General features: G+C 69.2%; 10 protein-coding genes. 2 read left to right on the top strand and 8 right to left on the bottom strand.

Going from position 1 to position 12,831, the window contains the following annotated elements; all coding sequences use genetic code 11:
- Nucleotides 1-124: 124 nt before the first annotated feature.
- From EJ105_RS22425 to EJ105_RS22395, 7 genes are all read right to left on the bottom strand, one after another.
- A complete protein-coding gene (locus EJ105_RS22425; RefSeq protein WP_250168120.1) occupies nt 125-1,504 on the bottom strand; it encodes an ATP-binding protein in 1,380 nt (459 codons plus the stop codon).
- A gap of 74 nt (nt 1,505-1,578) precedes the next feature.
- Complete coding sequence (locus EJ105_RS22420; protein ID WP_024278381.1) at nt 1,579-2,298, bottom strand: response regulator transcription factor; 720 nt, start codon at nt 2,296-2,298, stop codon at nt 1,579-1,581.
- 209 nt (nt 2,299-2,507) lie between these two features.
- Complete coding sequence (locus EJ105_RS22415) at nt 2,508-4,091, bottom strand: Do family serine endopeptidase (RefSeq protein ID WP_029559009.1); 1,584 nt, start codon at nt 4,089-4,091, stop codon at nt 2,508-2,510.
- A 140-nt stretch (nt 4,092-4,231) separates the two neighbouring features.
- Nucleotides 4,232-4,897, bottom strand: coding sequence for a HupE/UreJ family protein (locus EJ105_RS22410; RefSeq protein WP_250168085.1), 666 nt, complete (start codon nt 4,895-4,897; stop codon nt 4,232-4,234).
- Nucleotides 4,894-5,505 (bottom strand): HupE/UreJ family protein, encoded by a 612-nt coding sequence (locus EJ105_RS22405; protein WP_024278378.1) that lies wholly within the window; start codon nt 5,503-5,505, stop codon nt 4,894-4,896. The genes EJ105_RS22410 and EJ105_RS22405 overlap by 4 nt, the downstream gene beginning before the upstream one ends.
- Nucleotides 5,506-5,542: 37 nt before the next feature.
- Complete coding sequence (locus EJ105_RS22400) at nt 5,543-6,532, bottom strand: HupE/UreJ family protein (protein ID WP_250168084.1); 990 nt, start codon at nt 6,530-6,532, stop codon at nt 5,543-5,545.
- Nucleotides 6,529-7,392 carry a peptidyl-prolyl cis-trans isomerase gene (locus EJ105_RS22395; RefSeq protein ID WP_250168083.1) on the bottom strand — a complete coding sequence of 288 codons (864 nt, stop codon included), beginning with the start codon at nt 7,390-7,392 and terminating at the stop codon, nt 6,529-6,531. The genes EJ105_RS22400 and EJ105_RS22395 overlap by 4 nt, the downstream gene beginning before the upstream one ends.
- A 262-nt stretch (nt 7,393-7,654) precedes the next feature.
- On the opposite strand from EJ105_RS22395, the gene EJ105_RS22390 reads away from it, so the two are divergent.
- Both EJ105_RS22390 and EJ105_RS22385 read left to right on the top strand, forming a co-directional pair.
- Nucleotides 7,655-9,589, top strand: a complete 1,935-nt coding sequence (locus EJ105_RS22390) for a hypothetical protein (protein WP_250168082.1) — start codon at nt 7,655-7,657, stop codon at nt 9,587-9,589.
- A gap of 108 nt (nt 9,590-9,697) precedes the next feature.
- Nucleotides 9,698-12,343, top strand: coding sequence for a fused MFS/spermidine synthase (locus EJ105_RS22385; RefSeq protein WP_250168081.1), 2,646 nt, complete (start codon nt 9,698-9,700; stop codon nt 12,341-12,343).
- On the opposite strand, the gene EJ105_RS22380 is transcribed toward EJ105_RS22385, so the two are convergent.
- The gene (locus tag EJ105_RS22380) at nt 12,240-12,722 is read right to left on the bottom strand and encodes a copper resistance CopC family protein (protein WP_250168080.1); all 483 of its coding nucleotides are present in this window, start codon (nt 12,720-12,722) and stop codon (nt 12,240-12,242) included. The two genes, EJ105_RS22385 and EJ105_RS22380, sit on opposite strands and share 104 nt — an antisense overlap.
- Nucleotides 12,723-12,831 lie beyond the last annotated feature (109 nt).

The following is a 12,831-nucleotide window of genomic DNA, read 5'->3' as shown; positions in this document are numbered from 1 at the left end:
GCGCAAGCCTTCTTTCATCGAAGTGCCGCAGCGGGAGGCACGGCACGCATCATAGTGAGTGGGGAATGAAGAGGTCATTACGGAGGTTAACGCCCGCGCCGACGGCTTGGTTCACGCCCCGCTGTCATTTCGTCGGCAAACGGAAGGTCGCCACGAGCCCCGGCCTGTTGTCGGAAAAAGCCAGCGTACCCCCGTGCAGCCGCGCCACCGCCCCCACCAGCGACAGGCCGAGGCCGGAGCCGGGACGGGTGCGGCTCGCCTCCAGCCGCACGAATCGCTCCACCACCCGCTCCCGGTCGGCGGCCGGGATGCCCGGACCGGTGTCGGCCACCGCGAGCACCGCCTCTGCCCCGTCGCGCGTCAGCGTCACGGCGATGCGCCCCCGCCCCCCATCGGCCGGGCGGCCGTATTTGATGGCATTGTCGATGAGGTTGGAGAGGGCCTGCGCCAGCAGTTCCTTCACCCCATGGACGGTGGCAGGCACGGCGCTGACGGTGAGGTCGAGCCCCTGCTCGTCCGCCAGCGGCTCGTAAAGCTCGGACACCGCCTCGGCGATCTCGGCGAGGTCCACGTCTCCCATGGTCGCCCGCCCCTGCCCCGCCTCGGCGCGGGCGATCATCAGGAGGGCGTCGAAGGTGCGGATGAGGCCGGCGCTCTCCTCGATGGTGGCCTCCAGAGCCGCCCGCCAGGCCTCCTCGGTGCGGGCGGTGCGCAGCGCCTCTTCGGCACGGTTGCGCAGGCGGGTGAGCGGGGTCTTCAGATCGTGGGCGATGTTGTCGGAGACTTCCTTCAGCCCCACCATCAGCCCCTCGATGCGATCGAGCATGGCGTTGAGGGAGTGGGCGAGGCGGTCGAACTCATCCTCGGTGCCGGCCAGCGCCAACCGGCCGGAGAGATTGCCGGCCATGATGGTCTCGGCCGTCGCGGTCATGGAATCGATGCGCTTCAGCACCCGCCGCGTCACGAACACGCCGCCGGCAAGGCCCAGCACCACGATCAGCACTACGGCCCATTGAGCCGGCCGCGCCACGAGATCGCGCAGGGTGTCGCGCTCCTCGATGTCGCGGCCGACGAGCAGGCGATAGCCGCCGGGCAGGAACATGGTCTGCACGAAGGCCACATGGCTCTTGGCCACGGGATCGTCCGGGCGGTTGTAGGTGGTGAAGCGGGTGCCCTCCTTGTCGAGGAGGCCGATGGGCAGGTCCGTCACGTTGGCGGCCAACACCTCGCCCTGGAAATTGGAGAGCACGTAGATGGACGAGCCCGGCCGCCGCGTCCGCCTGTCGATGACATAGACGAGCCGCTGGATGCCGCCGATGCGGTACTGGTCGGAGAGCCCGACGACCTCGCGGTCGAGGTCGTCCGCCACCTGTCCCTGGATTAGGGCGCGGGTGTGCCACGCGGTGTAGACGATGACCGACACCGCAAACAGCGCGAAGACGACGAGATAGGCGGCGAGCAGCTTGAACGCGGTGGTGCGCACCAGGCGCGCCGCGTGGGCGATGGGGCTGGCGATCGCGCCGTGCGCCCTCCCCCCGCTGCCGAGCGGACCTGCACCCGCCGGGGCGCCTTCCCCCTTCACGCCACCAGCCCCGCCCGCACCATGTAGCCGGCGCCGCGGACGGTGTGGATCAGCGGCACGTCGAAGCCCTTGTCGATCTTGGACCGGAGGCGCGAGACGTGGACGTCGATGACGTTGGTCTGAGGGTCGAAATGATAGTCCCAGACGTTTTCGAGCAGCATGGTGCGCGTCACCACCTGCCCGGCGTGCCGCATCAGATATTCCAGCAGCCGGAACTCGCGCGGCTGGAGCGGGATCTCCTTGCCGGATCGGGTGACGCGGTGGGCGAGGCGGTCGAGTTCGAGGTCCGCCACCTTGTACACCGTTTCCGCGCCCTGGCTGACGCCGCGCCGGGAGAGGGCTTCGACGCGTGCCAGAAGTTCGGTGAAGGCGTAGGGCTTGGGCAGATAGTCGTCGCCCCCGGCGCGCAGGCCCTGCACCCGGTCGTCCACCTGCCCCAGCGCCGAGAGAATGAGCACCGGCGTCGTGTGCCCGCGCCCGCGCAGCTCGGTGACGAGGGAGAGCCCGTCGCGGGCGGGGAGCATCCGGTCCACCACCATCACGTCGTATTTGCCGTCGAGCGCGAGGGCGAGCCCCTCCTCGCCGTCTGCGGCATGGTCCACCACGTGACCGGCCTCGCGGAAGGCCTTGCGCAGATATTCGGCGGCGTCGCGGTCGTCCTCGACCAGGAGAAGGCGCATGGCGGAGAGCGGACCCGGATCGAGATTCGTTGTCATCACTCTAGCTCACCTTTCAGGCAGGTCCATGCGAGGGGTGCGCACCGAAAAAAGTGGCGCGGGAAGCCCTCTGGAGCTTCCCGCGCCTGCGGAGCCGAAGCGGCATCAGGGGCGATGGCGATATCCACCTCGGTCCGGAGGCCCGTCGCCGGGGGATTGCCCCCGGCGTGTCATGCGGTCGGGCCTTGTCTCAGGCCGGCTGAGCGGGCTCAGCCTTTGGCCTTGCCTTCCAGCGAGATGGCGACGAAGCGCACGCCCTCGCCGCTCTTCACCTGGATGAGCACTGCCTTGCGGTTCTCGGCCTTGGCGGCGGCGAGGCCGTCGCGCACGTCCTTGGGGGTGGCGACGGTCTTGTCGCCGACCTTCAGGATCACGTCGCCGGTCTTCAGGCCGCGCTGGGCGGCCGGGCCGTTGGGCTCGACGCCGGTGACCACCACGCCCTCGCCGCCGGCGCCCTGCACGCTCTTGGAGGGAGCGAGCTGAAGGCCGAGGCGCGGCATATCCTTGTTGCCGGCGCTGTCGTCCTCACCCTGCGGGGTGTTGGTGCGGGAGGCCACCTGCTCATTGGGCAGCTGGTCGAGCACCACCTTGATGTCCATGGGCTTGGTGTCGCGGATCACCGAGAGCTGGACCTCGGCGCCGGGCTTCATCATGCCCACCTTGCGGGACAGCTCACGGGCTTCCTTGATCGGCTCGCCGTTCACCTTGACCACCACGTCACCGGCCTTCAGGCCAGCCTTGGCGCCGGCGGTGTTGGGCTGAACCTGGGCGACGAGGGCGCCTTCGGCGCTCTTGATGCCGAGGCCGGACGCGAGATCCTCCGTCACCGGCTGGATCTGGACGCCGATGTAGCCGCGGGCCACCGAGCCCTTGTCACGCAGCTGAGTCACCACGGTCTTCACCGTCTCGGAGGGGATGGCGAAGGCGATGCCCACGTTGCCGCCCGAGGGGGAGACGATGGCGGTGTTCATGCCGATCACCTCGCCGTTCAGCGAGAAGGTCGGGCCGCCCGAGTTGCCCCGGTTGATGGGGGCGTCGATCTGGATGAAGTCGTCATAGGGGCCGGAGCCGATGTCGCGGCCGCGGGCCGAGACGATGCCGGCGGTCACGGTGCCGCCGAGGCCGAACGGATTGCCGACCGCGATCACCCAGTCGCCGACGCGCGGGGCGCCATCGGCGAGCTTCACCCACGGCATGTTGGTGACGTTGTCGATCTTGAGCAGGGCCACGTCGGTGCGCGGATCGGTGCCGATCACCTTGGCGACGTATTCCTTGCCGTCGGTGGTGGTCACGTCCACCTCGTCGGCGCCATCCACCACGTGGTTGTTGGTGACCACATAACCGTCAGCCGAGATGATGAAGCCGGAGCCCTGGCCCACCACGGGACGCTCACCCTTGGGGCCCATGCCGCCGCGCGGGCCCATGCCGGGACCACCCGGGCCGCCGGGACCCATGCCGGGGCCGCCCTGGCCGAAGCCGAAGCGCTTCAGGAATTCCTCGATCTGGGGCGGGACGTTGCCGCCGAGGCCCTCGCCGCCCATGGCCATCTGCTGGTCGCCGATGTCCTTCTTCACCTTCACCGAGACGACGGCGGGCGAGACCTTCTCGACGATGTCGGCGAAGGAGAAGGTGTTGGCCGGCTGGCTGGTGGTGATCTGCGCGAGGGCAGGCGTATTGGCAGGCGGGATGAACTGGCCGGCAACGACGCCGGCGAGGGCGAGACCGAAAACGCTCGCGAGCATGGCACGGCGGTTGCGCTTCGTCACGGAAGGGGTGGAGGGGGAGCGGGTCATGCGTCGCGTCTCTCTGTTGCCTGCCATGCCGGGCAGGTTCGAGACGCAACCTATGCGTTGGATCGTTACGGCAATCTGGCGGCCGGATTAAGCTTCCGTAATGTCGCTCGCGATGCCGTGAGCCGCCGTCCGGCGCGGGATCAGCCGACCCCGCGCGACACCAGATGCAGGCCGAGCACCATAATGCCCACCGCCGCGACCCAGCTTCCCGCCGCCCGAAGCGCGATGGGCCGCCAGCCGCCGACGCCAGCGAGGAAGGCGATGGCGCAGCCGAGCGCGAGGGTGACGAAGGCGTAGCCGATGACCGTGACGCCCGACAGGAACAGGAACCGGTCCGTGGTGGCGACCATGGCGGCGCCGTTCTGGTAGCCGTCCAGCAGGCCAAGGCCTACCGCCAGCACCAGCAGGGCGGCGAGCGGCAGCCTGAGCTGCGCGGCGACGGCAAGACCGGTGAGCGCCACCAGCGTCACGCCCGCCACCGGCGCGAACGGCGGCGGCGGCAGCACCAGCGACAGCGCCCCTCCGGCGGCCAGCGCCAGCGGGAAGGCGAGCACCACCCAGCGCGCCGTGCGCGGCCCCTGGAAGGCGGCGAGCACCGCCAGAGCTAGCCAGGGCAGCACCTGCTCGAAATCGGTCAGCGGATGCAGCGCGCCGGAATAGAAATCGCCGAGCCGCGTATCCACGAGATGGGCATGGGCGAGGCCGGGGGTGAGCGCGAAGACGAGAGCAAGCGCGCCGACGGAGCCGGCGCGACGAACCAGGGCAACCGCGCCGGCAATGCCGGCGCGACGGGCAAGGCGTGTCATTCGATGATCCCGATGGCACCGAGCAGGAAGTAGACGCCGAGGCAGCCGATGGCGGCGCCGCAGGCGCGCACCGCCTTGGCCCCCGCCTCCCAGCGCACCGCAACGCCGATGAGGATGCCCAGAAGATGCAGCATGCCGGTGGCCACCACGAAGCCCACCGCGAACGCCACCGCATCGGCCGCATCCGGCAGTTCCTTGCCGTGGGCATAGCCGTGGAAGATGGCGAACACGCCGACGATGGTCGCCGCCACCCACAGCGGCGGGCGGATGTTCAGGGCCACCATGGCGCCGAGCGCGATGCCGGACAGCGCGATCATAAGCTCGACGAAGGGCAGGTCGATGCCCATCACGCCAAGCAGGCCGCCTACCGCCATCACCAGCGGGAAGGTGATGGGCAGCACCCAGATGGCCGGGTTGCCGAGCTGCGCGCCCCACAGGCCCACCGCCACCATGGCGATGATGTGGTCCGCGCCGGAGAGCGGATGGAGAAAACCGCTCTCAAGGCCGATCTGCGTGCCCGTGCCCGTATGGGCGAGGGCCGGAGACAGCGGGATCATGGCGAGAAGTCCGGCGAGGACGAGCGCCGGGTTCGGGCTGTGGGACTTCATGTCGAATGTCCTTCCAAGGTGTGCGCCCCAGGCAGGGTCAGATGCGGGTGAGGAACCAGAACGACGCGACGGAGCCGATGACATAGGCCGGGATGGCCGCGCCCCAGCGGGGCAGCAGCGCCTGTGCCTGCCGGTGGGCCCACATGAGGGCGAGCACCGCCATCACGAACATCAGCTGGCCGATCTCGACGCCCACGTTGAAGAACAGCAGCGCGATGGGCAGCGTCGCCTGCGGGATGCCGAGCGCCGTCAGCGCCGTGGCGAAGCCGAGGCCGTGCAGGAGGCCGAAAGCGAAGGCGACGATCCAGGGATAGCGCGCGGTCAGCCCCGGCTCGCCCCGTTGCAACTTCACGATCTCCACGCCCACGAAAACGATGGAGAGGGCGATGGCGGCGTTGAGCGGCCGCTCCGGCACGCCGACCCAGCCGAAGGTGGCGGCGGCGAGCGAGATGGAATGGCCCACGGTGAAGGCGGTGATGGTCTTCACCAGCCGCCAGCCGCCCTTCACGATCCAGATCAGGCCCAGCACGAACAAAAGGTGGTCGATGCCGCGCAGAATGTGGTCGATGCCGAGATTGACGTAGGTGTCGGCAAGATCGGCCCACACCGCGAGATTGGTGCCCGGCTCGCTCGCCACCATCATGGTCGGCTTGGCGGCGCTCACCGTGTAGACGACGGCCGGCCCCTCGCGCGGGACAACCCGGATGGTGGCCACCGACTGCTTGCTGCCGAGGCCCATGAAGCTGAGGCGGCCGGTGAGCCCGCGCTCGCCGCAGACCAGTTCGGGCGGGTTCCACTGGCAGTGGGCGGGGAAGATGGGCTGCAGGGTCACGTCCGCCGGCGGCATGGTCCACTGGCCGATGAAGCGGCCCGGCGCGATCTCGCGCAGGGTGATGACCGCCATGGTCGCCTCATGCGCCCGCGCGGCCAGCGACGGCAGGAGAAGCGCGCAGAACAGCGCCAGGACCGCGAGCAGGCCGGACCGGAAGGCGCGGCGCGCGGGCGCTCTTTCGGCTAGGGCGATCATGGCTCACCACGCCGGATGACGTAGGCGTTGCCCAGGTCCTTGGTCGCGGCGATGCCGAGGATGCGGCGGCGCTCGTCCTTCCACGCCAGCGCGACCTGGGCGGACACCTCGTCGAGGTCGGTTGGATGGCCGGGCGCATAGGCATCGAGCCGCACCACGTTCCAGCCGTCCTTCGACGGGACCACCCGCCACTCGCCCTGCGGCAGCGCCACCAGCGTCTCCACGAACGGCGTGCCGAACGACGGCTCCAGCGACTTGCGCGGCCGCTCGCCGAAGATGAGGGCGCGGTTCTGCGTCTCTTCGGTTTCCTCGCCGGCGACGATCTGCTCCAGCGTCGCGCGGGCGTCCGCCTCGGCGTTCGGGCCGGTGAAGGGCACGGAAATGAAGCTGATGGTTTCAGGCACGTCATACTGTGCCCGGCGCTTCTCGTACCAGGCTTCGAGCTCGGCGTGGGTCGGCTCCTTGACCTCGACGCCGTTGAAGATGAGCAGGCGCATCTTGTGGACGATGCGGTCGCGGATCATCTCGTCGCCCTTGTCGAGGCCCTGCGCCAGTGCCTCGCGGAAGGTGATCTCGTTCAGGACCCACACGTCGACCAGCTTGCGATACTCGTCCGCCCCCGGCTCGCGGCCTTCGTGGGTGGACTTGAAGGCATCGACGATGCTCTGGCGCACCTCGGGGGTAACCTCGATGAGCTTTTCCTTCGGGATCGCCGGCGTCACCGCCGCATGGGCCGCGAAGATCATGGCGCCGAGCACCATGAACTGAAGCAGCGGCTCGCCGATCAGCCGCCGGATGAGGCTCTTGTTCCTGGTGCCGGCCGGGGCATCCGCGCCCGTATTCAAACCCGATGACGTCAAGACTCGTCCCCCGCCCACAGGGACGCGAAAAAGCGCATCCCCGCCACGTCGTGCTTCCACGCCTGCTGACGGCGCATCCCCTAGCGGCGGACCGGTGTCGGCTTGATGACAGCGTTGCGGCGGACGCAGGGTCCGAAAGGTCTCGCAAGGTTTCCCGGCTCACCTTCCCCGGCGTCACAGAACCTTCAGCACGCGGTCACAGAACGCGGCTAGGAGGCCCCTACGGGCGGACTGGCGTCCGTGGGAAATTAGGGGTTGGAGCATGAAGGGCGGGGTGCTGACACAGCAGCTCATCGCGGGGGCGTCGGTCCTCGTTGTTGCCGGCGGAGCGGCTTTTGCGCCGACGCAGGCGTTCGCCGACAGCTACATGGCCGGCGACTTCCACAATCACACGCCGTGCTCGGACGGCCGCTCGTCGGTCGAGACCATGGTGAAGAAGGCGGTCCAGAGCTACGGCCTGGAATGGCTCGGCGCGGCCGATCACGGCGGCTCCAGCCCGCGCGACTGCCGCGTGGACGATCCGGAAGGTGACGGCTCCACCACCGGCAAGGGCCGCTTCTTCGATCAGGTCCAGGGCCTGGTCATCAAGGGCGACACCGCTACCTCGCAGGGCCATCGCTCCATGTGGCGCTGGCAGAGCGCGGAAGAGATCATCTTCCCCGAGCTCGTCCGCCTCGCCAAGGAAACCGGCGTGCCGATGCTCTATGCCGGCATCGAGACCAACGTGCCCGGCCACGAGCACACCTCCATGGCGGTGATCGGCAATCAGAAGCCGCAGAACGCCATCGAGAAGAAGGGCCTGTTCGGCAACAGGAACAAGGACAAGGACACCGGCAACGCGAGCGCCGTGGCCGAGTTCGAATACCGCTTCGACCGCTCCGATTCGGACTTCAGCAAGGGCGCGCCGACCCACAACTGGGAAGGCAAGGTGGCCAACGCCTCCGGCTCCGGCTCGGGCCAGAAGAACCACGACGCCAAGGCGGTGCCCTCCGTCCAGTGGCTGCAGAAGTACTATCCGCTCGACAGCTACTACGTGCCCGCGCACGTGGAGCGCGCCGGCGTGTTCAATCCGAACGGCAATAACGGCTTCAACATCGAGCACTTCCGCGACTTCAACAATGCCGGCCCGACCGTCGCGGTGGGCTTCGAGAGCCAGCCCGGCCACCAGGCGTCGAACAACCGCGGCGAATACCGCGCCGGCTTCTGCGGCAACGGCTGCGATTCGGTGGGCGTGACCACCTTCGGCGGCACCGGCATCTATGCCGCCAAGATCGGCGGCGTGTGGGACGCCATGCTGGGTGAAGGCCGCAACTGGTTCTTCTTCGCCAGCTCCGACTGGCACAACCGCGGCGCCTTCTCCATCTACGAGAAGGGCACCACCAACGACTTCTATCCGGGCGAGTTCCAGAAGCTCTACATCCCGCGTCCCAAGCGGAATGTGGCCCTGCGCCCGCAGGTGGTGGTCGACGGCGTGCGCTCCGGCAACGTCTACTCGGTGCAGGGCGACCTGATCACCGGCGAGCTGACCTACAACGCCAAGGCCGGCTTCGGCGCCAAGGCGGGCATGGGTGACACGCTGGTGGTGAAGCGCGGCAAGTCGGTGACGCTGACCCTCGAGGTCAATGTCCCCACGAACCCGAACTACTCGCCCTACACCTTCAACAACCCGTCGCTGGCCCAGATCGGCATCCAGGAGCCGCTCAACAAGCCGACGCTCCGCCAGGTGCAGTTCATCAAGGGTGACGTGACCGGCGTCGTGGCGCCCAGCAGCGCCAACTACACCGCCGGCACCAATGCCTCGGCGGCGATCATCGCCACCTTCGGCCCGACCACCTGGAAGGCGCGCGGCACCAAGCGCACCATGACCGTCACCATCCCGAACGTGCAGAACAACATGTACGTCCGCGTGCGTGGCTCCAACCTGCCGCCCTCCGTGCCGGCCGAGACGGACGCCCAGGGCAACCCGCTCAACGACTGGGATCCGGAAAACGCCGCGCAGGGCCCGTTCGTGCCCTGTAACGACGCCGCTTGCCCGTCCCACCTCGTGGTGCGCGACGGCCAGAAGATCTCCAGCTACGACGTGGCCGCGTGGTCGGACCTGTGGTTCTACACGAACCCCATCTTCATCCGCGTCTCCGACCAGCCGGAACTCCTCGTCGAGACCAACGAGAAGCTCGCGGTCTCCCTCGCCAAGTGATTGGGAACTGACGAAAGACAAGCGCCGGCCACGGCCGGCGCGAGACCTTCGGATGCCGGGGGCCTTCGGGCCTCCGGCTTCTTTCGCTTTCAGGGAACGGTTTCTGTCATGTCCCAGGTTCAGGCTTCGGAACCCGAATCCGCCGCGCCGCAACGCCTGACGCTCGGCCAAAACGCCCGCACGGGCATCGCCATCGCGCTGGTCGCGACCCTCTCGGGCTTTGCCGGCCTCGGTTATGAGATCGTCTGGACCCGGATGCTCGCGGTCAGCCTCGGCCACGAACTGGTGGCGGTGCTGGGGGTCATCTCCGCATTGTTCGGCGGCCTCGCCCTCGGCAGCCTGCTGCTCGGCCGCGCCATCGCCGGGAGCCGCCGACCTGCCGTCTGGTATGCGGGGTTGGAGCTGATGATCGGCGCGTGGGCGCTGGTTCTCATCGGCGCAACGCCGCTCTTCGGCGACCTCGTGCCAGCGCTGGTGCCGGTGGATGCCTCGGCGCTCCGGCAATGGTCCGTCGCCTTCGCTCTGCCCTTCGTGCTGCTGCTGCCGGCGACGCTGGCCATGGGCGCCACCCTGCCGGCGCTGGAGGCCGTGCTGGCGCCGCGTCTCGCCTCAGGCGCGGCGGTGGGGCACGTCTATGCGGCCAACACGTTCGGCGCGGTGGCGGGAACGCTGGCCACCGCCTTCCTCATCATCCCCGCGCTCGGCCTCTCCGCCACACTGGTGCTGTGCGCCGTGCTGAATGCGGTCTGCGCCGCGGCCATGCTGGCCGTGGCCCGCGAATCGGCACTGGTGCCGGCGGCACGCCCGATTCGCGCGCCCGAGACCGGCTCCGCCTCGCTCCCGGTGCTGACGCCCCTGTTCCTCACCGGCCTCCTCGGCATCGGCTACGAGGTGCTGACGGTGCGGGTGCTGAGCCAGATTCTGGAAAACACCATCTACACCTTCGCCGTGCTCCTGGCCTGCTACCTCGCGGGCACTGCGCTGGGCGCCGCCCTCTATGCCCGGTGGCGGTCGCTTCGCGGGCCGGGTGCGGACGGCTCAGTGGCCCTCCTCGTCACCCTCACCGCCCTCGCCTGCCTCGCCGGCGCGGGGCTGCTCGGGGCCTCGGGGCAGATTCTCTCGGCCCTCAAGGCCGCTTTGCCGGTGACGGTGGCCGGGCGTCTCTCCGCCGAGCTCGCCATGGCCGCCGTGGCCTTTCTGCCGCCGACGATCGCCATGGGCGCCCTGTTCACGGCGCTTGCCCAGCGCGCATCCGACCGGCTCGGCGGCGTCGGGCCGGGGCTTGCGGCCAATACCCTCGGTGCGGCGCTCGCGCCCATGCTGTTCGGCCCGGTGTTGCTGCCTCTGATGGGCGCGAAATATGCCTTCGCGCTCCTCGCCGCCGCCTATGTGCTGGCGCTGCCGCTCCGGAGCCGCGCCGCGCTGGCCGGTGGCGGGCTGACGCTCGCGGCGACGCTGGCGCTGGTGCTGGCGCCCGTCTCCTTGCGATTCGTGCAGGTGCCGGAAGGCGGCGCGCTGGAGTGGCACCGCGACGGCGTGATGGCGGCGGTGAGCGTTGTGCGCAATGCCGCCGGAGACCGCCATCTTCAGGTGAACAACCATTTCCGCATGGGCGGCAGCGCCTCCATGCGCTCGGACCACCGGCAGGCGCACATCCCCCTGTTGCTGCATCCCAACCCGCGCAGCGCGCTGTTCCTCGGCCTCGGCACCGGCGCGACCCTCTCCGCCGCCGGCGACCATCCGGGCCTCAGGATAGAGGGCGTGGAGCTGGTGCCCGAGGTGGTGGAGAGCTTCCCCTATTTCGAGCGCACGCCGCCCCGCCTCGCCGGCAACCCGGACATCCGCATCCATGTGGCCGACGCCCGACGTTTCGTGCGCGCAGGCACCGCGCCCTATGACGTGATCGTCGCGGACCTCTACCACCCCTCCGTGGATGGCTCCGGCGCCCTCTATGCCCGCGAGCATTTCGCCGCCATCCGCGACCGCCTCGCGCCGGACGGGCTGTTCTGCCAATGGCTGCCGCTGCACCAGCTGAACATGGAGACGCTGAAGGTGATCGTGCGCACCTTCCTCGACGTGTTCCCGGACACGACGGCATGGCTCGCCCAGTTCAGCGTGGAGACGCCCCTCGTGGCGCTGATCGGCCGCCGCACGCCCGCGACCTACCCGTCCGACTGGGTGGAGCGCCGGGTGCGCGACCGCGCGCTGGCGACGGGGCTGAAGGCCGTCGATCTCGACGGCAGCTTCGCCCTGTTCGGCCTCCACCTCGCCGGCCCGGCGGACCTCGCCCGCTTCGCCGGCAATGCCCCCCTGAACACCGATGACCGGCCGGTGGTGACGGCCTCCGCGCCGGGCACCGCCTATGCCGCAAGCGAGCGGCCCGCCGACCGTCTGGTGGCGCTCCTCGCGGCGCTTCATCCGGCGCCACAGACGCTGCTGGCGGGGGCCGATCCGGCCACCCAGACGCGCCTTGCCGCCTACTGGAAGGCGCGAGACGGCTATATTGGCATGGGCGCCCGGGCGCTGGCGGCGAAGGGACCGCGCGACGTCATCGGCACGCTGGCGCCGCAACTCATCGAGCTGGTGCGTATCAGCCCGGATTTCGATGCCGCCTACGCCCCCGTGATCGCCATGGCGCGCCAGCTCGCCGTCACTGATCCTTCGGGCGCCCGGCGGCTCCTAGAAGCATTGGATAGGGCGAACCCGAGCCGCCCCGACGCGCGGCGGCTCTTGGCTCAGCTACCGCCGGCGTAGCGGGCGGGATGTCGCCGGGCTTCGCCACGGTGAAGGCGATGGAGCCGCCATCCGCATGGTGGTGGCGGCGCAGATAGCCGTTCCATTCCACCAGATACTTGCCGGGCGGCAGGGGCTTGGAAATGCGGAACGCGGTCTGGCGCACTTCCTCGGCAGGGCGAGCCCAGTCGGTGGGCCATTCGGCCTTGTCGTCGAGACTCACCACGCGCACGTCATCGAGCCGGAACTCGTCGGTGAAGTCGATGGTGACTTCCGGCTGTGTCTCGGTGAGCACCTCGTTGGCGTTCGGCACCGACTGGTCGAACGCGCACTGTGCCCGTGCCCCCGTCGCCGCAAGGCACGTGAGGACCAGCACCGCGATTGCTGCATGAAGGCGCATGGGCCTCTCCCTGAAAAGGCTAGAGCGCGATCCGATCAAGTTGAAACAACTTGATCGGTGAATCGCCCTCTGGTTCCAAGAAAGAGAACGCGTTGTCCGATCTGATTGC

The sequence above is a fragment of the Xanthobacter aminoxidans genome (assembly GCF_023571765.1).
Taxonomy (GTDB): domain Bacteria; phylum Pseudomonadota; class Alphaproteobacteria; order Rhizobiales; family Xanthobacteraceae; genus Xanthobacter; species Xanthobacter aminoxidans.
The sequence above is the reverse complement of the archived record's forward strand: the minus strand, read 5'-3'. Positions and strand labels throughout refer to the sequence as shown.